This window comes from Pseudomonas sp. FG-3G, assembly GCF_901007645.1.
Taxonomy (GTDB): domain Bacteria; phylum Pseudomonadota; class Gammaproteobacteria; order Pseudomonadales; family Pseudomonadaceae; genus Aquipseudomonas; species Aquipseudomonas rhizophila.
Genome location: NZ_CAAKGZ010000031.1, coordinates 1 through 20,363 on the forward strand (window position 1 = coordinate 1; position 20,363 = coordinate 20,363).

Annotated in this window: 19 protein-coding genes; 8 read left to right on the forward strand and 11 right to left on the reverse strand. The window is 61.7% G+C overall.

Annotated features, from left to right (window positions below):
* Window positions 1-43: 43 nt before the first annotated feature.
* Window positions 44-253, reverse strand: a complete 210-nt coding sequence (locus PSEUDOMOFG3G_RS21225; protein ID WP_003184959.1) for a cold-shock protein — start codon at window positions 251-253, stop codon at window positions 44-46.
* 226 nt (window positions 254-479) lie between these two features.
* Here PSEUDOMOFG3G_RS21225 and plsB point away from each other — a divergent pair, with 226 nt between their 5' ends.
* From plsB to PSEUDOMOFG3G_RS21240, 3 genes are read left to right on the forward strand one after another with little or no spacing between them, the layout of a single operon-like run.
* Window positions 480-2,981 (forward strand): glycerol-3-phosphate 1-O-acyltransferase PlsB, encoded by a 2,502-nt coding sequence (plsB, locus tag PSEUDOMOFG3G_RS21230; RefSeq protein ID WP_139051068.1) that lies wholly within the window; start codon window positions 480-482, stop codon window positions 2,979-2,981.
* A gap of 48 nt (window positions 2,982-3,029) precedes the next feature.
* Entirely contained in the window at window positions 3,030-3,428 is a 399-nt protein-coding gene (locus PSEUDOMOFG3G_RS21235; RefSeq protein WP_139051069.1) for a YbaY family lipoprotein, read from the forward strand.
* 32 nt (window positions 3,429-3,460) lie between these two features.
* Window positions 3,461-4,150 carry a DUF4197 domain-containing protein gene (locus PSEUDOMOFG3G_RS21240; RefSeq protein ID WP_139051070.1) on the forward strand — a complete coding sequence of 230 codons (690 nt, stop codon included), beginning with the start codon at window positions 3,461-3,463 and terminating at the stop codon, window positions 4,148-4,150.
* A gap of 136 nt (window positions 4,151-4,286) precedes the next feature.
* Here PSEUDOMOFG3G_RS21240 and PSEUDOMOFG3G_RS21245 read toward each other — a convergent pair whose 3' ends face one another.
* Both PSEUDOMOFG3G_RS21245 and PSEUDOMOFG3G_RS21250 read right to left on the reverse strand, forming a co-directional pair.
* The gene (locus PSEUDOMOFG3G_RS21245; protein WP_047227545.1) at window positions 4,287-7,352 is read right to left on the reverse strand and encodes an efflux RND transporter permease subunit; all 3,066 of its coding nucleotides are present in this window, start codon (window positions 7,350-7,352) and stop codon (window positions 4,287-4,289) included.
* A 6-nt stretch (window positions 7,353-7,358) separates the two neighbouring features.
* Window positions 7,359-8,459 (reverse strand): efflux RND transporter periplasmic adaptor subunit, encoded by a 1,101-nt coding sequence (locus PSEUDOMOFG3G_RS21250; RefSeq protein WP_047227544.1) that lies wholly within the window; start codon window positions 8,457-8,459, stop codon window positions 7,359-7,361.
* 94 nt (window positions 8,460-8,553) lie between these two features.
* On the opposite strand from PSEUDOMOFG3G_RS21250, the gene PSEUDOMOFG3G_RS21255 reads away from it, so the two are divergent.
* The gene (locus PSEUDOMOFG3G_RS21255) at window positions 8,554-9,198 is read left to right on the forward strand and encodes a TetR/AcrR family transcriptional regulator (protein ID WP_047227543.1); all 645 of its coding nucleotides are present in this window, start codon (window positions 8,554-8,556) and stop codon (window positions 9,196-9,198) included.
* Between the two features lie 120 nt (window positions 9,199-9,318).
* On the opposite strand, the gene PSEUDOMOFG3G_RS21260 is transcribed toward PSEUDOMOFG3G_RS21255, so the two are convergent.
* The gene (locus tag PSEUDOMOFG3G_RS21260) at window positions 9,319-10,101 is read right to left on the reverse strand and encodes a class I SAM-dependent methyltransferase (RefSeq protein WP_047227542.1); all 783 of its coding nucleotides are present in this window, start codon (window positions 10,099-10,101) and stop codon (window positions 9,319-9,321) included.
* 108 nt (window positions 10,102-10,209) lie between these two features.
* Here PSEUDOMOFG3G_RS21260 and PSEUDOMOFG3G_RS21265 point away from each other — a divergent pair, with 108 nt between their 5' ends.
* Window positions 10,210-10,830: an energy transducer TonB gene (locus PSEUDOMOFG3G_RS21265; protein ID WP_107321564.1), complete on the forward strand. Its 621-nt coding sequence runs from the start codon at window positions 10,210-10,212 to the stop codon at window positions 10,828-10,830.
* Window position 10,831: 1 nt separating this feature from the next.
* Here PSEUDOMOFG3G_RS21265 and PSEUDOMOFG3G_RS21270 read toward each other — a convergent pair whose 3' ends face one another.
* The 7 genes from PSEUDOMOFG3G_RS21270 to ppc all read right to left on the reverse strand — a co-directional run bounded on the left by PSEUDOMOFG3G_RS21270 (window position 10,832) and on the right by ppc (window position 18,173).
* Window positions 10,832-11,530: an extensin family protein gene (locus tag PSEUDOMOFG3G_RS21270; RefSeq protein ID WP_139051071.1), complete on the reverse strand. Its 699-nt coding sequence runs from the start codon at window positions 11,528-11,530 to the stop codon at window positions 10,832-10,834.
* Between the two features lie 16 nt (window positions 11,531-11,546).
* Window positions 11,547-12,368, reverse strand: coding sequence for an oxaloacetate decarboxylase (locus PSEUDOMOFG3G_RS21275; RefSeq protein WP_076386202.1), 822 nt, complete (start codon window positions 12,366-12,368; stop codon window positions 11,547-11,549).
* Between the two features lie 31 nt (window positions 12,369-12,399).
* Complete coding sequence (locus tag PSEUDOMOFG3G_RS21280) at window positions 12,400-13,260, reverse strand: DUF72 domain-containing protein (protein WP_139051072.1); 861 nt, start codon at window positions 13,258-13,260, stop codon at window positions 12,400-12,402.
* A complete protein-coding gene (locus tag PSEUDOMOFG3G_RS21285; RefSeq protein ID WP_047227537.1) occupies window positions 13,260-13,568 on the reverse strand; it encodes a hypothetical protein in 309 nt (102 codons plus the stop codon). The genes PSEUDOMOFG3G_RS21280 and PSEUDOMOFG3G_RS21285 overlap by 1 nt, the downstream gene beginning before the upstream one ends.
* Before the next feature lie 261 nt (window positions 13,569-13,829).
* Window positions 13,830-14,507, reverse strand: coding sequence for a tRNA (adenosine(37)-N6)-threonylcarbamoyltransferase complex dimerization subunit type 1 TsaB (tsaB, locus tag PSEUDOMOFG3G_RS21290; RefSeq protein WP_047227536.1), 678 nt, complete (start codon window positions 14,505-14,507; stop codon window positions 13,830-13,832).
* A 94-nt stretch (window positions 14,508-14,601) separates the two neighbouring features.
* Window positions 14,602-15,252 (reverse strand): adenylate kinase, encoded by a 651-nt coding sequence (gene adk, locus PSEUDOMOFG3G_RS21295; protein ID WP_047227535.1) that lies wholly within the window; start codon window positions 15,250-15,252, stop codon window positions 14,602-14,604.
* Window positions 15,253-15,542: 290 nt separating this feature from the next.
* Window positions 15,543-18,173 (reverse strand): phosphoenolpyruvate carboxylase, encoded by a 2,631-nt coding sequence (ppc, locus tag PSEUDOMOFG3G_RS21300; RefSeq protein WP_139051073.1) that lies wholly within the window; start codon window positions 18,171-18,173, stop codon window positions 15,543-15,545.
* 189 nt (window positions 18,174-18,362) lie between these two features.
* Between ppc and PSEUDOMOFG3G_RS21305 the strand changes: the two genes are divergently transcribed.
* The 3 genes from PSEUDOMOFG3G_RS21305 (at window position 18,363) to PSEUDOMOFG3G_RS21315 (ending at window position 20,299) form a co-directional block, all read left to right on the forward strand.
* The gene (locus tag PSEUDOMOFG3G_RS21305) at window positions 18,363-18,707 is read left to right on the forward strand and encodes a hypothetical protein (protein ID WP_047227533.1); all 345 of its coding nucleotides are present in this window, start codon (window positions 18,363-18,365) and stop codon (window positions 18,705-18,707) included.
* 338 nt (window positions 18,708-19,045) lie between these two features.
* Window positions 19,046-19,459, forward strand: coding sequence for a DUF4398 domain-containing protein (locus PSEUDOMOFG3G_RS21310; RefSeq protein WP_047227532.1), 414 nt, complete (start codon window positions 19,046-19,048; stop codon window positions 19,457-19,459).
* Window positions 19,460-19,510: 51 nt separating this feature from the next.
* Window positions 19,511-20,299 carry an OmpA family protein gene (locus PSEUDOMOFG3G_RS21315; protein ID WP_047227595.1) on the forward strand — a complete coding sequence of 263 codons (789 nt, stop codon included), beginning with the start codon at window positions 19,511-19,513 and terminating at the stop codon, window positions 20,297-20,299.
* Window positions 20,300-20,363: the final 64 nt, after the last annotated feature.

The following is a 20,363-nucleotide window of genomic DNA, read 5'->3' on the forward strand; positions in this document are numbered from 1 at the left end:
GGCTCGCTCCCACAAGGGGTTTTGTGTAGCCAGTGAATGCGGGTTACAACCCCACCACATCCTCAGCCTGCAAGCCCTTCTGCCCTTCCACCACCGCGTACTCGACCTGCTGGCCTTCAGTCAGAGAACGATGGCCTTCGCCACGGATCGCGCGGTAATGCACGAATACATCCGCCCCGCCTTCACGCTGGATGAAGCCGTAGCCTTTGGCGTCGTTGAACCACTTCACATTGCCGGTTTCGCGTGCTGCCATGATTGCTCACTCCCATTTTTATTTTTAAGTCGGCCTTTCGATAGAAAGCCGTACGATCTTCGCCGCCGTCCAGCCGTCCACGCGGAAGGCAGAGGCAGTCAGCTGCCCGAGTATATGACAGACGTAAAAACTCTCAACTGACTTTACTTCGGCGCTTTTTTGCCGATTTTCGACGAATCCGGCACACTAGCCGCCGCTTTATCTTATCCACTCATGCAGAAGCCGTATGACCCGTTCCCCGTTCCGCCGTCTTGTGTTTGGCACCCTGCGCCGACTGTTGTACCTCTGGGTTCGCTCCGAGACGATCAATCAGTCGTCCTTCACCCTCAACCTCGACCGCAGTCGTCCGGTGTTCTACGTCCTGCAAAACCCTTCGCTCACCGACCTGGCGGTGCTCGACACCGAGTGCACCAAGGCTGGCCTGCCCCGCCCGGTACTGCCGGTGTCCGTGGGCAACCTGTTGGAACCGGCGGCGTTTTTCTACCTGACCCCGGCACCGAACTGGCTCGGCCGGCAGGACAAACGTGGCGCACCGCCGACCCTGACGCGACTGGTCAATGCCCTGACCCACAACGCCGCCGAAGACGCACAGATCATCCCGGTCAGCGTGTTTTGGGGGCAGTCGCCCGACAGCGAATCCAGCCCGTGGAAACTGTTGTTCGCCGACAGCTGGGCCGTCACTGGCCGGCTGCGGCGCTTGCTGAGCATCATGATCCTGGGGCGCAAGACCCGCGTGCAGTTTTCCGCGCCGATCCATTTGCGCGAACTGATTGAGCACGACAAGGGCCACGAACGCACCGTGCGCATGGCCCAGCGGATCCTGCGGATACATTTTCGCAACTTGAAAGCGGCGGTCATTGGCCCGGACATTTCCCACCGACGCAATCTGGTCAAGGGGCTGCTGAACCAGCCGCTGGTCAAACAGGCGATTGCCGACGAGGCCGAGCGGGAAAAAATCACCCCGGAAAAAGCCAAGGCCCAAGCGCTGCGTTACGGCAACGAAATCGCCTCGGACTACACCTACACCGCGATCCGTTTTCTGGAAGTGGTGCTGAGCTGGTTCTGGAACAAGATCTACGACGGCATCAAGGTCAACCACATCGAAGGCGTGCAGAAGGTCGCCCAGGGCCACGAAGTCATCTACGTGCCGTGCCACCGCAGCCATATCGACTACCTGCTGCTGTCGTACCTGCTGTTTCGCAACGGCCTGACCCCGCCGCACATCGCCGCCGGCATCAACCTCAACATGCCGGTGATCGGCGGTCTGCTGCGTCGGGGCGGGGCGTTTTTCATGCGTCGCACCTTCAAGGGCAACCCGCTCTATACCGCGGTGTTCAACGAATACCTGCACACACTGTTCACCAAAGGCTTTCCGGTGGAGTATTTCGTCGAGGGCGGTCGCTCGCGCACCGGACGCATGCTGCAACCCAAGACCGGCATGCTCGCCATCACCTTGCGCAGCTTCCTGCGCTCATCGCGCATGCCCATCGTGTTCGTGCCGGTCTACATCGGCTATGAGCGCGTCCTGGAAGGCCGCACCTACCTGGGTGAACTGCGTGGGGCGAGCAAGAAGAAAGAATCGATCTTCGACATTTTCAAGGTCATCGGCGCCCTCAAGCAGCGCTTCGGCCAAGTAGCGGTGAACTTCGGTGAGCCGATCAAACTGGCGGAGTTTCTCGACGGCGAACAGCCGGGTTGGCGCCAACAGGAGCTGGGCCCGCAATTCAAACCGGCCTGGCTCAACGCAACCACCCATCGCCTCGGCGAGCGGGTGGCCCGGCACCTGAACGAAGCGGCGGCCATCAACCCGGTCAACCTGGTCGCCCTGGCACTGCTGTCCACCAGCCGCCTGGCCCTGGACGACCGGGCCATGGCCCGGGTGCTGGACCTGTACCTGGCGTTGTTGCGCAAAGTGCCGTACTCGCCTCACACCACGTTGCCCGAGGGCGATGGGCGTGCGCTGATCGAGCACGTCAAAGGCATGGACCTGCTGTCGGAACAGAGCGATGCCCTGGGCAAGATTCTGTATCTGGACGAGCAGAATGCCGTCCTGATGACCTACTACCGCAACAACGTGCTGCACATCTTCGCCCTGCCGGCGTTGCTGGCGAGTTTCTTCCAGAGCACCTCGCGCATGAGCCGCGAACAGATCCTGCGCTACACCCGCGCCTTGTACCCCTATCTGCAATCGGAATTGTTCATTCGCTGGTCACTGGAAGAACTGGACGCCGTGGTCGACCAATGGCTCGAAGCGTTCGTCGAACAAGGGCTGCTGCGTTTCGAAAAAGACCTGTACCTGCGCCCAGCCCCGAGTTCGCGGCATTTCGTGCTGCTGACCCTGTTGTCCAAAAGCATCGCGCAGACCTTGCAGCGCTTCTACATGACCGTCTCCCTGCTGCTCAACAGCGGCCAGAACAGCATCAGCGCCGAAGAATTGGAAGACCTCTGCACGGTCATGGCCCAGCGCCTGTCGATCCTGCATGGCCTGAACGCACCGGAATTCTTCGACAAGAGCCTGTTCCGGCATTTCATCCAGACAATGCTGGACCTGGACGTACTACGCCGGGACGAAGCGGGCAAGCTAAGCTATCACGAGCTGCTGGGTGAACTGGCCGAAGGTGCGGCCAAGCGGGTCCTGCCGGCGGAGATCCGTTTGTCGATCCGTCAGGTGGCGTTGCATCGCAGTGAAGATGCGGCAGATCAGGTCATCCCGGTGGTTGCGGACTGACCCCACAGGCGCCATCTCTCTGGCGCCCTCAATATGGAAATGCCCCCAATGAAAAAGCTTCTTCTCGTCGCCGTTGCCACGTTACTCAGTGCCTGCTCCAGCGCACCGCTGGCGAGCAAAAACAGTCTCGACGGTGAAGTGTTCTACCTGCAGCGCATTGCCCTGCCGCCCACCGCTGTCTTAAGCGTGAGCCTGCAGGATGTGTCCCTGGCCGACGCCCCCGCGGTGGTGCTCGATGAACAGAGCGGTCCGGTCAAGGGCCAGGTCCCGCTGCCGTTTCACCTCCGCTATGATCCGGCCCAGGTCAAACCCGGCCATCGCTATGCCGTGAGCGCGCGCATTGAAGTGGACGGCCAGTTGATGTTCATCACCACCGAACAACACACCGTGCAGCTCGATGGCAAAGATCCACAGCCGCTGAAGATCCGCGTCAACGCCGCCCGCTGATTTCTCTTTCTAATTTTTTCAAGGAAGCTGCCATGCTCCGCTCTACGCTCCGTTTCACCAGCCTGTGCGCCGGCCTGTTGTTCTGCGCCAACACCATGGCCCTGTCCCTGGCCGACCTCTCGCAGAAGGACGCCACCGGCGGCCTCAAGGACGCACTGACCCAGGGCGCCCAAGTAGCCGTCAAGCAGTTGGGCACACCCGGTGGCTTCAGCAACAACCCCGAGGTGAAGATCGAACTGCCGGGCAAGCTCGGTAAAGTCGCCAGCAAGATGAAAGCCTTTGGCATGGGCGATCAGGTCGAACAACTGGAAACCAGCATGAACCAGGCCGCTGAAGCCGCTGTGGTCCAGGCCCAGCCGATCCTGGTCAATGCCGTGAAGAACATGAGTGTGAGCGATGCCAAGGGGATCCTGAGCGGCGGCAACGATTCCGCCACGCAGTACCTGAACAAGAGCAGCCGCGAGCAGATCCGCGCCAAGTTCCTGCCCATCGTCAAGCAAGCCACCGACAAGGTTGGCCTGGCGCAGAAATACAACACGTTCGCAGGCCAAGCGGCGACCTTCGGCGTGCTGGACGCCAAAAGCGCCAACATCGAAAACTACGTGACCGAACAGGCGCTGGACGGTTTGTTCGAGATGATCGGTAAACAGGAAGCCACCATCCGCCAGAACCCTGCGGCGGCGGCGAGCAGTTTGGCCAAGAAGGTGTTTGGTACGCTCTGAGATTCAGCGCAAAACAACTGTGGGAGCGAGCCTGCTCGCGATAGCGGTATCAGCCATAACATCTGTGTTGACTGATACTCCGCCATCGCGAGCAGGCTCGCTCCCACATTCGATCTTCAGTGCTATCAGGATCGTGTCAGGTCTTTTTGACCCTGAACCACGCCGCATACAACGCCGGCAGGAACAACAGCGTCAACGCCGTCGCCACGATCAGCCCGCCCATGATCGCCACCGCCATCGGGCCAAAGAACAGGCTACGTGACAGCGGAATCATCGCCAGCACCGCCGCCAGCGCGGTGAGCACAATCGGGCGAAATCGTCGCACAGTGGCTTCGATGATCGCCTGCCACGGGGCGAGCCCCGCCTTGATGTCCTGTTCGATCTGGTCCACCAGAATCACCGAGTTGCGCATGATCATCCCCGACAAGGCGATGGTGCCCAACATGGCAACGAAACCGAACGGCTGGCGGAACACCAGCAGGAACAGCGTGACACCGATCAGCCCCAGGGGCGCGGTGAGAAACACCATGGCCGTGCGGGAAAAACTGCGCAGTTGCAGCATCAGCAACGTCAGCACCACGACGATGAACAGCGGCACGCCGGCGTTCACCGATTGCTGGCCACGGGCGGCATCCTCTACCGTACCGCCCACTTCCAGCAGATAACCGTCCGGCAGCTCGGCACGAATCGGGGCCAGGGTCGGGAAGATCTGCTGCACCAGGGTCGCCGGTTGTTCCTTGCCATAGATATCAGCCCGCACGGTCACACTTGGCAGGCGATTGCGGTGCCAGATAACGCCTTCTTCGAAGCCGTATTCCAGCGTCGCGATCTGTGACAGCGCAACGCTTGTGCCATTGTCGGTCGGCACCGCCAGGCTCGGCAGCAGGGACAATTCGGTGCGCTCATGCACCGTGCCGCGCAGCAGAATCTCGATCAGTTCGTTGTCTTCCCGGTATTGGCTGACGCTGGAGCCGGTGAGGGAACTGCGCAAAAAGCTCGACAGGTTAGCCGTACTCACGCCCAACGCTCGGGCGCGGTCCTGATCGACGTTCAGGTACACCACCTTGCTCGGCTCTTCCCAATCCAGATGCACATTGGCCACGTAGGGATTTTCACGAACCTTGGTCGCCACTTTCCGCGCCAGGGCCCGGACTTGTTCGATGTGCTCACCGGTCACGCGAAACTGCACCGGATAACCCACTGGCGGGCCATTTTCCAGGCGCGTGACCCGCGAGCGCAGGGCCGGGAACTGTTCGTTCAACGTGGTGATCAACCAGCTGCGCAGGGGCTCGCGGTCTTCGATGGTCTTGGCCAGCACCACGAACTGGGCGAAGCTGGGTGCCGGCAGTTGTTGATCCAGCGGCAGGTAGAAACGCGGTGAACCGGTGCCGACATAAGCCACGTAGTTGTCGATGCCCGCGTGGTCCTTGAGCAGCGCTTCAAGGCGCTTGACCTGCTCGGCGGTGTTGCTCAAGGACGCGCCTTCGGCCAGCTTCAGGTCGACCATCAGCTCAAGTCGCCCCGAGGCCGGGAAGAACTGTTGTGGCACGAAACGGAACAGCGCCACCGAGCCCACAAATAACAGCACGGTCAGCACGATGACGGTTTTGCGCCGCCGCACGCACCACTCCACCAAGCGCCGGACACGCTGGTAGAACGGCGTGCCGTAGGGGTCGAACTGGCCATCAGCGGTGCCGTGTTTGGCGGCATGAATTTTCGCCAGGTCCGGCAGCAGTTTCTCCCCCAGGTACGGCACGAACACCACCGCGGCCACCCAGGAGGCCAGCAGCGCCAGGGTGACGACCTGGAAAATCGAACGGGTGTACTCGCCGGTGCCTGACTGCGCCGTGGCGATCGGCAGGAAACCCGCAGCGGTGATCAGCGTACCGGTGAGCATCGGGAATGCGGTGCTGGTCCAGGCATAGCTGGCGGCCTTGATCCGGTCGAAGCCCTGCTCCATTTTGATCGCCATCATCTCGACCGCGATGATCGCGTCATCCACCAGCAGGCCCAACGCCAACACCAGCGCGCCAAGGGAAATCTTGTGCAGGCCAATGCCCAGGTAATACATCGCGGCGAAGGTCATCGCCAGCACCAGCGGAATCGCCAGGGCGACCACCATCCCGGTTCGCAGCCCGAGGGAGAAGAAGCTCACCAGCAACACGATCGTCAGGGCCTCCACCAGCACCTGGACGAACTCGCCAACACCGGTTTTCACCGCCGCCGGCTGGTCCGAGACCTTACGTAATTGCATGCCGGCCGGCAGGTTGTTCTGGATACGGGCAAACTCCGCCTCCAGGGCCTTACCCAGAATCAGAATGTCGCCGCCGTCCTTCATCGCCACGGCCAGACCAATGGCATCTTCGGCCATGAAGCGCATGCGCGGGGCTGGCGGATCGTTGAAACCGCGATGCACATCCGCGACATCGCCGATACGGAACGTGCGATCAGCGACACGAATGGGAAAGTCGCGGATCTCTTCTACTGTCTGAAAATTTCCCGATACCCGTAGTTGGACTCGCTCGCTGCCGGTTTCGAAAAAGCCTGCGGTCGATATTGCGTTCTGCTCTTCCAACGCCTGCTGGACTGCCGCCAGCGGCACGCCGAGGGTCGCCAGCTTAACGTTCGACAGTTCGATCCAGATTTTCTCGTCCTGCAAACCCAGCAGTTCGACCTTGCCCACATCCTTGACCCGTTGCAGTTGGATCTGGATGCGATCGGCGTAATCCTTGAGCACGCCGTAGTCAAAACCATCACCGGTCAGCGCATAGATATTGCCGAAGGTGGTGCCGAACTCATCGTTGAAAAACGGCCCCTGGATGCCCGGCGGCAAGGTGTGACGGATGTCACTGACCTTCTTGCGGATCTGGTACCACAACTCGGGAATCTGCGCCGAATGCAGGGAATCGCGGGCCATGAACGTCACCTGGGATTCGCCCGGGCGGGAGAACGAGACGATTCTTTCGTAATCGCCGGTTTCCATCAGTTTCTTTTCGATGCGTTCGGTGACCTGGCGAGAAACCTCCTCGGCCGTAGCCCCCGGCCAGTTGGTGCGAATGACCATGGCCTTGAAGGTAAACGGCGGGTCTTCGCTCTGGCCGAGCTTGGTGTAGGAAAGCGCGCCGACGATTGCCAGCAACAACATCAGGAACAGGACGATCTGGCGGTTACGCAGCGCCCATTCGGAAAGATTGAAGCCCATCGGGGATTACTCCTTGGCCGCCAGATTGACCACGCGGTTGGAGCGATCCACCGGCCGCACCTGCTGGCCGTCGAGGAGCACGTGCACACCGGCTGCGACGACCCAGTCATTGGGGCTCAGCCCTTCAAGCACCGGAACGGTTTTTTCGCCAAACGGGCCGACGCGCACCGGGACTTTTTTCAGGGTGTTATTGCCGTTGACTACCCACACGTAAGTGGCGCCGTTCTCGGCGGTGAGTGCAGACAGCGGCACCGACAGCGACACCTGGTCGCCGGTCTGGATAAACACTCGGGCACTCTGGCCCAACTCAGCCGGAACACTGCCGGCGGTGAAGGCAACGCGAGCGGCGAAGGTGCGGGATCTGGGATCGGCGGCTGGCGACAGTTCGCGGATGCGTCCGCTGAAACGCTGATCGGGCTGGCTCCATAGCTCCACCGAGACCGGCTGACCAATCTTGAACCGGCCAAAGCCCTGCTCCGGCAGGCTGATCAGCACTTCACGCTCGCCGTCAGTGGCGAGGGTGAAGACCGTTTGACCGGCCGACACCACCTGCCCGACCTCCACGGAACGCCGGGCAACCACGCCATCCTGAGGCGCACGCAGCACCGAGTAACTGGCCTGGTTGCTGGCGACATCGAATTCAGCCTTGATCTGCTTGAGCCGCGCGGCACCGGAGCGGTAGAGGTTTTCTGCGTTGTCGTACTGGGAGCGGCTGACCATCTGCCGCTCCATCAAGGTTTTGTAGCGATCACGTTCAGCGCGCACCAGGTTCAGGTTGGCTTCGGCGGCGGCGACCTGGGCACGGGTGGCTTCCAGCTGCAGGCGCACGTCCTGGGGATCGAGCTCGGCCAGGGGCTGGTTGGCCTTGACTCGCTGGCCCTCTTCGACCAGTCGTCGGCTTACTTTGCCGCCGATGCGAAAGGCCAGGTCTGGCTCGAATCGCGCCCTGACTTCCCCCGGATAACTTTCCATCGCCTGGCCCGAAGGCTCTGGCTGCACCACCATGGCGGGGCGCACGGCAAGGGACACGGGTTCGTCCTGACCACACGCAGACAATAAAAAAACCAGGCTCACTGGCAGGGCGAGGGGCAAGGCATAGCGGAACATGGCGAGTGACCTTTCGCTAATGGTGCTTGGAATAATTATACTGACGAGTATGTTATTAATAGCAAACTCACCAGTCCAGTATTAAAAGCGAATAATGTCGAACAATCTTTCACCTCCCAACGGCCCAGGCCGTCCGAAGGATCTGGCCAAGCGCCAGGCCATTCTCGACGCGGCAAAAAAACTCTTCGTCAGCCTGGGGTATGCCAACACCAGCATGGACGCGGTCGCCACCGAGGCCGGTGTGTCGAAGCTGACGGTCTACAGCCACTTCAACGACAAGGAAACGCTGTTTTCCGCTGCCGTGGTGGCCAAGTGTGAAGAGCAAGTGCCGCCGCTTTTCTTCGAATGGCCTGACGGCGTACCGATCGAACATGTGTTGCTGAACATTGCCCGTGGTTTTCACCAACTGATCAACAGCGACGAATCGGTGAACCTGCATCGGTTGATCATGGCCTTGGGCAGTCAGGACCCGCAGCTGTCGACGATCTTCTTCGAAGCAGGCCCGCAACGGATGCTCTCAGGCATGGAAAGGCTGCTGAACAAGGTCAACCAGAGCGGCGCCCTGAGCATCGACAAACCGCGCAATGCGGCGGAGCACTTCTTCTGCCTCATCAAGGGTGCGGCGAATTTCCGCTTGCTGTATGGCTGCGGCGCACCGCTGGAAGCCGCAGCGGCCGAGGCTCATGTCGAGGAAGTGGTGGGGTTGTTTATGCGCGCTTATCGGCCGCAGATCATCTGATAGATTCTCGCCGGCTGGGCGGGCCTCATCGCGAGCAGGCTCGCTCCCACAGGGTAAGGTGTAGTTAACACAACACACATCTGTGGGAGCGAGCCTGCTCGCGATGGAGGCGACGCGGTCTCAGGCCTTGAGCGCCTTCTTGGGATAGATGTCGTAGCGGCTGGATTTACCCTCGAGCCCGTGGCTGGGTTTTGGCCCTTCGATGCACGGTGCCTTGCGCGGACGCTTGACCACGACGCGGTGAGTCGCCAGGGCCAGGGCCGCGGCCAACAACGCCGGAGCGTCCAGGTCGTCGCCCACCAGCGGCCGGAACAGGCGCATTTCCTTCTTCACCAGGGCCGTTTTCTCACGATGAGGGAACATCGGGTCCAGGTAGATCACCTGGGGCGGCTCGCCTTGCCAGTTGCGCATCACCTCGATGGAATTGCCCTTGAGCAACCGCATGCGGGCGACGATCGGCGCCACATCGAAGTCCTCCGCGCCTCGGGCCAGGCCATCCTCAAGCAATGCGCCGATCAGCGGCTGGCGCTCGATCAGGCTCATTTCACAGCCCAGGCTGGCCAGCACAAACGCATCCTTGCCCAACCCGGCCGTGGCATCCAGCACACGCGGACGTACGCCCTGGGCCACACCGACGGCCTTGGCGATCATCTGGCCGCTACCGCCGCCGTACAAGCGGCGATGGGCCGCGCCGCCTTCGACGAAGTCCACCCGCACCGGTCCCGGCGCATCCGGCCCCAGTTGCTGCAACTGCAACCCCTGCTCACCGACCTGCAAGGCAAACTCGCCATCGTCCACCTGCAACGGCAGGTCAAGGCGCTGTGCCCAGTGCTCGGCCTGCGGCTGGAAGGCCGGGGCCAGGGCCTCAACATGGATGCGGCAGGCCGCGGGTTGATCACTCATGGAAGTTGTTCATTCTTGGAAACATGCTCAAAAAATTAAGGATCGGCAAAAGCGGCCGATAACAACGGTGAACGGCATTTTGCCAGAGCTGAGCGTCGACCGAGAAAAATGTCAGACATTCAATCCACATCGATAGGCGTCATCTCCCCTTACGGCGATTACAGCCTGCGCAACACCCAAGCCCTGAGCGGCGTCAGTCACCTGTGGCAGGATTTTTTTGCCCGGGCCCTGGCCGATCAACTGGGTGATAACGCACCGGCGCCTGGCAGCTACCAGCCAGTTGCCCTCGATGAGGCTGTTGAACCGACCCTCGGCGCCGAATTGCTCGAGCACATTGTCAGCCAGCGCAACTGCCAAGTGACTGAAACCCAAGTCAAACCGCCTGAGCCGCTGTTCCTGCCAATCGCTGAATTTGAACTCGACCTGCTGGACAAACCCTTCCCGCCGTTCCCGCCGGAAGAAATCGCCACCCAGCAAAAACAGCAGACCTTCGAAAGCAACTGGGTTCGCCCTCTGGTGCTTGCCGCCGGCCAACCGCTGCCAGAACCGGGACCTGCGCCTCAGCCACGTCCACTGCACCTGCCGATTGCCGAATTCGAACTGGACCTGCTGGACAAGCCGTTCCCGCCGTTCCCGGAAGAGGAACTGGTGGCACAGCAGAAGCAACTGGACTTCGATACCCGCTGGGCACGCCCGATCGTGTTGCAGAACCTGCGCATCGCCGCCTGAATCAACGGCAAATCCACCACGGCCCGACATCCAGATGAAAATGGTTGCGGTGCGCCGCGTTGTAATCCGGACTCAAGACCACATTGAACACGTCACAGGCACCGTCGCGCACCTGGCGCAGGAATTGGGCGTGGGTGTTGTCCTTCGGCCAGTCCTTGAGCACGTTCACACGACGGCCGTCCGCCAGGCGAAACCCGGCGATATCCAGCGCACTGGCCGTGGCATGCTGGCTGCGCGCCCCGCTCTCCCGACCGTACATATTGCGACAGGCGAAACTGCCCAGATGATCGACCTGCACCACTTTCTGCCCATAGGTCGCCTGCGCCGCCGGCTGCAGCGCATGCCGTTCAAACAAGGCAAACGCCACCGCCAGCGGGCAACTGGCCAGGAAGCTGCTGCTCAACGCCACCTCGCCGCCCTGCACCCTCAGCACATTGCTCAGCGGGCAACTGGCCTGGGGACTGCTGTCGGCCTGGCGAGTGGCCCGCAGCCCCGAGGTCGCGAGCGCCTGGTCGCATAACTGCGGATCGTTGCGCAGGGCCATGAGTTTGTAACGGGTCAGCAGGTTCGGCGGCGCATTGACGTCCAGGGGCGCCCAGGGATTCCATTGTGGCGGCACCGCCAGCCAACCGCGCCATACCCCCAGCACTGCGACGCCAACAACCAGCACCAATAGCGTAAAACCTTTCAAAACCCGCACGACAATGCCTCGGGCCTCAACCCTTGAATAATTGGTTGGCCTGGTTGAAGGGCATCGAACGACGGGTGAAGGTGAACGAGCCCTGTTCGCGGATTTCCTCGGCGGCGCGGAAAAACTCGCCATACGCCGCCAGGGCCAGCGCGGACCCGACACTGATGCGCTTGACGCCCATCTCGCTCAGCTGCGCAACCGTCAGGTCCAGCGCCCCGGACATCAACACATTCACCGGTTTCGGCGCCACCGCCCGGACCACCGCCAGCACCTGTTCGGCCGAGCTCAAGCCTGGGGCATACAGCACGTCGGCACCGGCATCGGCGAACGCCTTCAGGCGGGCAAGGGTGTCATCCAGGTCGGGCTTGCCATGCAGAAAATTCTCCGCCCGGGCGGTCAGCACAAAGGGATACGGCAGACTGCGCACCGCGTCAGCCGCAGCTTTAACCCGCGCCACGGCATGCTCGAAGCCATAGATCGGGCTGTCTTCGCGCCCTGTGGCATCTTCGATCGAGCCACCCACCGCGCCGGCCTGCGCCGCGCGGATCAGGCTGCTGGCGCACGCCTCGGGGGCATCGGCGAAGCCGTTCTCCAAATCGACCGCCACTGGCAAGTCAGTGGCCGCCACAATCGCCCGGACATTGGCCAGGGTGTCATCCAGCCCCGCGGCACCATCGGGCCGTCCCAAGGAAAAAGCGTAACCGGCACTGGTGGTGGCCAGGGCCTCGAAGCCGAGACTGGCAAGCATCTTTGCCGAACCGGCGTCCCACGGGTTGGGAATGACGAACGCGCCTTCGCGTTCATGCAAGGCTTTGAAGGCCTGGGCTCGACGGGTTTGCGCATCCATGGAAATCACTCCTGGGCAGAGAAATTTTGCCTCAGAGCAAACCCAGTTGCTCGGCGGCGGGCTCTCTGTATAGCTCAGGCAGGGCCGGCAAGCCAGGCAAACGGCTCATCAATCGGCGATGAAAGTGTTGCGCGAGTTTGGCCGCCAGCACGTTGTCGGCGGTGTGCAGAAAGATATAAGGCGTGCGCCCCTCTTCGATCCACCCGGCGATTTTTTCCACCCAGGGGGTCAGGAACGGTTCGTTGGCCTCCAGCACTGGATGGCCGATGAAACGCACCTGCGGGCAGTGGGTAAACGCGGTCGGCCGGGGCGGTACACGCGGTTTCTTCGATTGAGCATGGAGCACGGCAGGATCGGTCGAGGTGCAACTGAACAATGCCCGGGGATCCAGACAGATGCGTTCTACCCCGCGATCAAGGAGCAGGCGGTTGAGCTGTCGTTCGGCATCGCCCTTGGCAAAGAAGTCACCGTGACGGACCTCCACGGCCAAGGGTCGCTCGAAGGCATCAATGAAGCCCGCCAACTCCGGCAAGCGATTCGGGGTAAAGGCCTTGGATAACTGCAACCAGAACGGTGAAACCCGTTCGCCCAGGGGGCTGAGCAATTGCACGAAGGTTTCGATGGCCGTCAGGTGCTCACGCAAATCGCCATTGTGGCTGATGTCACCGGGCAACTTGGCGGTGAAGCGGAACTGCTCGGGCATGGTCTGCGCCCAGCGCTGAACGATAGCCGCAGGGGGGCTGGCGTAGAAGGTCGTATTGCCTTCCACGGCATTGAACACTTGAGAATAGAGGTTCAGGAAATCGGAGCTTCTGGCGTCTTGCGGATAAAGATAATCGCGCCAGGCGTTTTCGCTCCAGGACGGGCAGCCCAGGTAGTAAGGCAACCCCATCAGATGTAGAGATCGAGTCCCAGCACTTCCATATCCCAGTCAACGAAACCGGCAGTGCTCAGGTAGCTGGCCAGGGCCGCGGATACGCTGCGGCTCATGGCGCGGTGATACAGCATGTCTTGCTGACGGGCCGGAAGATTGCTCAGGCGTTGCGCCGAGGCTTTGGCAGCGCGAGCGGCCAACTGCTCTTCGGACGGAAATTCCAGTTCGCCATCGATGTCATCGAAGGACTCATCCGCAGCAACTTTGCCTGCACGAGGCCTGCGTTTGATGGGGTAGGACTGGGATGAAACGCCGTCTATACGCATAACAGAATGCTCGGTATCAATGATGGCAATTTAGCGGCACTTTCACAGCCGCGCAAATGCGCAAGTGATAACTAGAGCACATAAAGTCAAAAAGGTTTAAAACCGGCTCGAAAAAATGACGACTGGTAATATTGGGCGTGACTTTTGGGGGAGCAAATGACTTTGTAGGAGCAAGGCTTGCCCGCGATGAAGATGACGCGGTCCGCCGGAGAACCGGGGCCCCCGTATCGCGAGCAAGCTTTGCTCTCACAACGCCTGGGTCTACCGTTCGGATTTGGGTGTTGCAACCTTGTCCCGTAAGTACACCGGTTGTGCATCGTCGGCCGGAATGGCTTCGCCGCGCTCCCAGGCGAAGCGGGCCAGGGTCAGCAGGTCTTCGGCATGGGGCAGCATCGAGGCGTCCTGGCCGCTGAGGGGGACGGCAATCCGCTCGCCGTAGCCCCAACCGGTACCGGCGCCGAACCAGTCGCCGCTGGCGTTGGCAGGCAACGCCGCCGCTTCGGGGGGGAGCACCGCTTCGGCGCCCACCAGGCGCATCTCACCCTCGGACTCGCGGTAGCAGCCCCAATACACCTCATCCATGCGCGCATCGATCGCCGCCGCGACCTGGCTGACGCCCTGTTCACGCAAGGCGCGCTGGGCGAGTACCGCCAGGTTGGACACCGGCAGCACCGGCCGCTCCAGGGCAAACGCCAGGCCCTGCACCACGCCGACGGCAATGCGCACGCCAGTGAACGCTCCCGGCCCACGACCAAAGGCAATCGCATCCACCGCCTGCAAGGTGGTCCCAGCATCGCTGAGCAATTGCTGGATCATCGGCAGCAGCTTCTGGGCGTGCAAGCGCGGGATCACCTCGTAATGGCTCGTGACCTTGCCGTCGTGCAGCAAGGCAACGGAGCAAGCTTCAGTCGCGGTATCCAGGGCCAGCAAGGTGCTCATCGGTGTGTCCGTAAATCAGATGGGGAAAAGTGCGCCAGTATAAACAACAACGGCCCGCAAGCGGGCCGTTGTTATTTGCTGCACAGCAGACTTGTCAGCTCAGTGCTTCAAGCACCTTGCCGGTGATCGCTTCAACCGAACCAACGCCGGCGATGTAGCTGTACTTGGGCTTGCCTTGGGTCTTGGCGGACAGCTTCTGGTAGAACTCCACCAGCGGCTTGGTCTGGGAGTGGTAGACCGACAGGCGATGGCGCACGGTTTCTTCGGTGTCGTCCTTGCGCTGCACCAGTGCTTCACCGGTGATGTCGTCCTTGCCGGCGAGTTTCGGCGGGTTATAGACGGTGTGGTAGACACGGCCGGACGGCTCGTGGACACGACGACCGGCAATGCGTTGAACGATCTCTTCGTCGTCGACGGCGATTTCGACAACGTGATCCAGCTCCACGCCAGCCGTAACCAAGGCTTCGGCCTGCGGAATGGTGCGCGGGAAACCGTCGAACAGGAAGCCGTTGGCGCAATCGGCTTGAGCGATGCGATCCTGGACCAGCGCGATGATCAGGTCATCCGACACCAGGCCGCCGGCATCCATGATGCTCTTGGCCTTGACGCCCAGCTCGGTGCCGGCCTTGACCGCGGCACGCAGCATGTCGCCAGTGGAGATTTGCGGGATACCGAATTTTTCGGTGATGAACTTTGCCTGAGTACCTTTACCGGCCCCGGGAGCTCCCAGCAGAATGACGCGCATCGATGTGCTCCTCAATTTTTTTATGTAAACGCTCGGATTCGCCTCGTGGGGCCAATCTCGGAAAACAGGATCGTGACCGCCCAAACGGCCAAAGGCTGATCAAGATACACAGCAGGCCCGACCCACACAAGCCGCCGAAAGTCGAAGGAACCCGCGCCTGACGCGACCTTGGGAGGAGGTGGCGATCGTCGCAACCGGACAACAAACTGTCGCCCGACCGACCTCTTCCCTGCCCACCCGGCCTCCGCCCGGGGGATACCGGGCGGGCCGTTTCGGTACGCCGCTTAACCTTAGCCGGTGTTGCGCAAACCGGCGGCAATCCCCGCCACAGACACCAGAAGCGCCTGTTCCACGGGGCTGCCCTGGGCAACGTCCTGCTGCCGCGAACGGGCAAGCAGTTCAGCCTGCAACAGGTGCAACGGGTCGAGGTAGGTGTTGCGCAGGCGAATGAATTCCAGGGTGTCAGGGCTATGTGCCAGTAGCTGCGACTGGCCGGTCAACCCCAGGACCACCGCGCACGCCTGCGACAATAGGTCGCGTAAATGCTCGCCCAACGGTAGCAGCCCAGGTTCGACCAAACGCTCATCGTAGGAGCGCGCAATGTCCGCGTCGGCCTTGGCCAGCACCATCTCTAGCATGTCGATGCGGGTGCGGAAAAACGGCCATTGTTCGCGCATCTGCCCCAGCAACTCGCCCTCGCCGCGCTCCAGCGCCTTGCCCAGGGCGGTTTCCCAGCCGAGCCAGGCCGGCAGCATCAGGCGCGTCTGTGTCCAGCCGAAGATCCACGGGATCGCCCGCAGGCTTTCGATGCCTCCGGCCCGGCGCTTGGCCGGCCGGCTGCCCAGCGGCAGACGGCCCAGTTCCTGCTCCGGTGTGGACTGGCGGAAGTACTCGACGAATTGCGGATTTTCCCGCACCACGGCGCGGTAAGCCTTGACCCCGTCGGCCGCCAGTTCATCCATCAGATGACGCCACTGAGGAGTGGGTGGCGGCGGTGGCAACAGTGTCGCTTCCAGCACGGCGGCGAGGTACAGATTGAGATTCTGTTCGGCGATGTCCGGCAGGCCAAATTTGAAACGAATCATTTCACCCTGCTCAGTGGTACGGAACCGCCCGGCCACCGAACCCGGCGGTTGCGACAGAATCGCCGCGTGAGCCGGACCGCCGCCACGCCCCACAGTGCCTCCGCGGCCATGGAACAACAGCAGTTCGACTTGCTGTTCGCGACAAATGTCCACCAGCCGTTCCTGGGCTCGATACTGTGCCCAGGCCGCCGCTGTCGTGCCGGCATCCTTGGCCGAATCGGAATAGCCGATCATCACCTCCTGAGGCCCTTGCAGCCGCGAGCGATAGCCCGGCAGCAGCAACAATTGCTCGATCACCGGCCCGGCGTTGTCCAGGTCGGCCAGGGTCTCGAACAGCGGCACCACCCGCATGGGTCGCAACACGCCGGCCTCTTTCAACAAGAGCTGCACCGCGAGCACATCGGAAGCGGCGCCCGCCATCGAGATCACGTACGAGCCCAGGGACGCCGCCGGCGCCGCCGCCACTTCCCGGCACGTGGCCAGGACTTCCGCGGTATCGGCCGACGGTTTGAAATGAGCGGGCAAAAGCGGACGCCGGTTGTTCAGCTCCTCCAGCAGAAAGCTGATGCGCTGCTCCTCGCTCCAGTCCTCATAGCGGCCCAGGCCCAGGTAGTCAGTGATTTCAGTCATGGCTGCGCTGTGGCGCGTGGAGTCCTGGCGCACATCGAGGCGCACCAGGAACAACCCGAACGTCACCGCCCGGCGCAAGCAGTCGAGCAGCGGCCCGTCGGCGATCACGCCCATGCCGCACTCGTGCAGGGACTGGTAGCAAAGCTCCAGCGGGTCCAGCAGTTCGCGGTTGTTCTGCAACACATCGGCAGAGGCTGGGGTGGTGACTTTTAGGGACGCTTGCGCCCAATTGCGCGTGGCACGCAGGCGTTCACGCAATTGCTTGAGCACGGCACGGTAGGGTTCAGCGCTATCACCGGCCTGGGCGCGCAAAGCCTCGCTGGCTTTTTGCATGGACAGCTCAGCCGCCAGGTGATCAACGTCGCGCAGGTACAGATCCGCCGCCATCCACCGCGCCAGCAACAGCACTTCGCGGGTTACCGCAGCGGTGACATTGGGGTTGCCATCCCGGTCGCCGCCCATCCACGAGGCAAAGCGGATCGGTGCAGCCTCCAGCGGCAGGCGCAAGCCGGTGGCGGCATGCAGGGCCTGATCGGCCTTGCGCAGGTAGTTGGGAATGGCTTGCCACAGCGAATGTTCGATCACCGCAAAGCCCCACTTCGCCTCGTCCACCGGGGTCGGCCGGGTGCGGCGTATTTCTTCGGTGTGCCAGGCTTCGGCGATCAGCCGTTGCAGACGCTCGTGGATCTGCGCGCGCTCGGCGCTGGTGAGATCGCGGTGGTCCTGGGCCGCCAGTTGCGCGGCGATGGCATCGTATTTCTGGATCAGCGTGCGCCGGGCCACTTCCGTGGGGTGGGCGGTGAGCACCAGTTCGATTTCCAGCCGTCCCAATTGCCGCGCCAGGGACTCGGCGCCATGGCCCTCGGCCCGCAACCGAGCAAGCAGTTCGGGCAGCACTCGCGCCTCGAACGGTGCCGGCTTGGACTCTTCGCGTCGGTGGATAAGTTGATACTGCTCGGCGATGTTGGCCAGGTTGAGGAACTGATTGAACGCCCGCGCCACCGGCAGCAGTTCGTCCTCGCCCAACTGATTGAGGCTGGCGCTCAGTTCGGCGTCCATGGAGCCGCGTCGATCGGCCTTGGCACCCTTGCGGATCTGCTCGATCTTGTCGAGAAACCTGTCCCCGTACTGTTCGCGGATGGTGTTGCCCAGCAGCTCGCCGAGCAGGTGAACATCCTCGCGCAAGCGTGCATCGATATCGGTCATCAGCAGTTCTCCAGCAAAAGGTCCGGACAGCTCTTGGGTTAGACGTTTTACAGAGAGTGCCGACGCAAGACGTTTATGACAAGCGACGAGGGGACATTAAACCTTGTCGGACAAAGCTAGTCTTAACAGTAAGCCACACAACGGCTTGTCACTCTGCGCGCCTGCCATCCGCGGGCTATTGAGGCCATCATGAAAATCCGTGAGCTCGCCCAACACTGGGAAGAAAACGCCAAGGGTTGCCTGACCCAGACCGGCTACACCATTCACCTGGACGTGGAGGCCGCCGCACGACTGGCGGCGATCTGCGAGATGTATCCCAAGCGCCAACCCGAGGAACTGCTCGGCGAATTGATCGGGGCGGCGCTGGAAGAACTGGAAGCCAGCTTCCCTTACATCAAGGGCTCGCAAGTGGTGGCCACCGATGAAGAGGGTGACCCGCTCTACGAAGACGTCGGCCCGACCCCGCGTTTTCTCGCTCTGTCGCGGCGTCATCTGCATCAACTCTCCTCGCAGAACGACAAGTCCAAGCACTAATTTTCTTTAGGAGCGGGGCTGCGATCTTTCCTAGACGCCAGGTCAAAAGATCGCAACCTTCGCCAGTTCCTACACGCGCCCCCCAAAAAACCCACGCCTCCTACGCCGGGAATACCGCTGCGCGCCTTGAAAGTTCAGCTTTTCTGCTGTTGACCAATCAGTCAGTAAAACTTTTGGCGATTGGCCATCCTCGCTGAACTTTTGAAAAACGCCTCAGGTCACACCGAGTAACCATACTGGAACGGTCGTTTAAATAAACGCGCCCCGGCGCCAGCGCCGAAACAGACGTCCCGGCTTCGGTCCCAGCATGGATCTGTAGTTTTTTCAGGAGTTTTCCAATGGAGTTGAAGCCTATGAATACCTGCACTGCCAAACCCTCATCCACTGGCCTGCGCGGCCTGAAGTTGGCTGCCCTGGCGATCGGTAGCAGCTTCATCCTCGCCGGTTGCGCCGGCAACCCGCCTTCGGAGCAGTACGCGGTGACCCAATCGGCGGTCAACAGCGCCGTCAGCGCCGGCGGTACCGAATTCGCCGCCGTGGAAATGAAGTCGGCCCAGGACAAGCTCAAGCAGGCCGAGATCGCGATGCACGACAAGAACTACGAAGAAGCCAAGCGTCTGGCCGAGCAGGCCGAGTGGGACGCCCGCGTCGCTGAGCGCAAGGCCCAGGCCGCCAAGGCCGAACAGGCTCTCAAGGACTCCCAGAAAGGGGTTCAGGAACTGCGTCAGGAAGGCATGAACAAGCTTCAGTAAGCCGTTCACGCCGCGACGTACTTCTCATTGATAAAAGGACGACAGACTATGATGCACAAACATTTGATGATCCCCGCCCTGCTGGCCGCCTGCGTCTCGCTGGCCGCGTGTTCCACAGATCCGAACGCTAATCTGGAACAGGCCCGTACCAACTACAACGGTCTGCAGGCTGACCCGGCGGCGACCAAGGTTGCGGCTCTGGAAACCAAGGACGCCGCCGACTTCCTGGCCAAAGCCGAAAAGGCTTACATGGACAAGGAAGATGAAGCCAAGGTCGACCAGTTGGCCTATCTGACCAACCAGCGCGTGGAGGTGGCCAAGCAGACCATCGCCCTGCGCACCGCCGAAGCCGAGCTGAAAAACGCCGGTGATGAACGCGCCCGCGCACTGCTCGAGGCCCGTAACGCGCAGATCAAGCAACTGCAAGACAGCCTCAACGCCAAGCAAACCGAACGCGGCACGCTGGTGACCTTCGGTGACGTGCTGTTCGCCACCAACAAGTCCGAGCTGCGCTCCAGCGGCCTGGTCAACGTGAACAAACTGGCCCAGTTCCTCCAGGAAAATCCCGACCGCAAGGTGATTGTCGAAGGCTACACCGACAGCACCGGTTCGGACTCCTACAACCAGTCGCTGTCCGAGCGCCGCGCCAGCTCCGTGCGTATGGCACTGGTGAAAATGGGCGTCGACCCGGCGCGCATCGTGACCCAGGGTTACGGCAAGGAATTCCCGGTAGCGGACAACACCAGCGTCTCGGGCCGTGCGATGAACCGTCGGGTCGAGGTGACCATCTCCAACGACAACCAGCCAGTCGCCCCGCGCTCGACCATGAGCGCCAACTGATCGGCTGACTGCAACTGAAAAGCCCCGCCTGACGTGATCAGGCGGGGCTTTTTCATGGCCAACA

Coding starts and splice junctions, on each gene's coding strand:
- PSEUDOMOFG3G_RS21275 (WP_076386202.1), bottom strand. CDS start 12,368: ATGGATGCGCAAACCCGTCGAGCCCAGGCCTTCAAAGCCTTGCATGAA.
- PSEUDOMOFG3G_RS21265 (WP_107321564.1), top strand. CDS start 10,210: ATGTCAGACATTCAATCCACATCGATAGGCGTCATCTCCCCTTACGGC.
- PSEUDOMOFG3G_RS21285 (WP_047227537.1), bottom strand. CDS start 13,568: ATGCGTATAGACGGCGTTTCATCCCAGTCCTACCCCATCAAACGCAGG.
- tsaB (WP_047227536.1), bottom strand. CDS start 14,507: ATGAGCACCTTGCTGGCCCTGGATACCGCGACTGAAGCTTGCTCCGTT.
- PSEUDOMOFG3G_RS21225 (WP_003184959.1), bottom strand. CDS start 253: ATGGCAGCACGCGAAACCGGCAATGTGAAGTGGTTCAACGACGCCAAA.
- PSEUDOMOFG3G_RS21240 (WP_139051070.1), top strand. CDS start 3,461: ATGCTCCGCTCTACGCTCCGTTTCACCAGCCTGTGCGCCGGCCTGTTG.
- PSEUDOMOFG3G_RS21305 (WP_047227533.1), top strand. CDS start 18,363: ATGAAAATCCGTGAGCTCGCCCAACACTGGGAAGAAAACGCCAAGGGT.
- PSEUDOMOFG3G_RS21315 (WP_047227595.1), top strand. CDS start 19,511: ATGCACAAACATTTGATGATCCCCGCCCTGCTGGCCGCCTGCGTCTCG.
- adk (WP_047227535.1), bottom strand. CDS start 15,252: ATGCGCGTCATTCTGCTGGGAGCTCCCGGGGCCGGTAAAGGTACTCAG.
- PSEUDOMOFG3G_RS21280 (WP_139051072.1), bottom strand. CDS start 13,260: ATGGGGTTGCCTTACTACCTGGGCTGCCCGTCCTGGAGCGAAAACGCC.
- PSEUDOMOFG3G_RS21310 (WP_047227532.1), top strand. CDS start 19,046: ATGGAGTTGAAGCCTATGAATACCTGCACTGCCAAACCCTCATCCACT.
- PSEUDOMOFG3G_RS21250 (WP_047227544.1), bottom strand. CDS start 8,459: ATGTTCCGCTATGCCTTGCCCCTCGCCCTGCCAGTGAGCCTGGTTTTT.
- PSEUDOMOFG3G_RS21245 (WP_047227545.1), bottom strand. CDS start 7,352: ATGGGCTTCAATCTTTCCGAATGGGCGCTGCGTAACCGCCAGATCGTC.
- PSEUDOMOFG3G_RS21235 (WP_139051069.1), top strand. CDS start 3,030: ATGAAAAAGCTTCTTCTCGTCGCCGTTGCCACGTTACTCAGTGCCTGC.
- PSEUDOMOFG3G_RS21255 (WP_047227543.1), top strand. CDS start 8,554: ATGTCGAACAATCTTTCACCTCCCAACGGCCCAGGCCGTCCGAAGGAT.
- PSEUDOMOFG3G_RS21260 (WP_047227542.1), bottom strand. CDS start 10,101: ATGAGTGATCAACCCGCGGCCTGCCGCATCCATGTTGAGGCCCTGGCC.
- ppc (WP_139051073.1), bottom strand. CDS start 18,173: ATGACCGATATCGATGCACGCTTGCGCGAGGATGTTCACCTGCTCGGC.
- plsB (WP_139051068.1), top strand. CDS start 480: ATGACCCGTTCCCCGTTCCGCCGTCTTGTGTTTGGCACCCTGCGCCGA.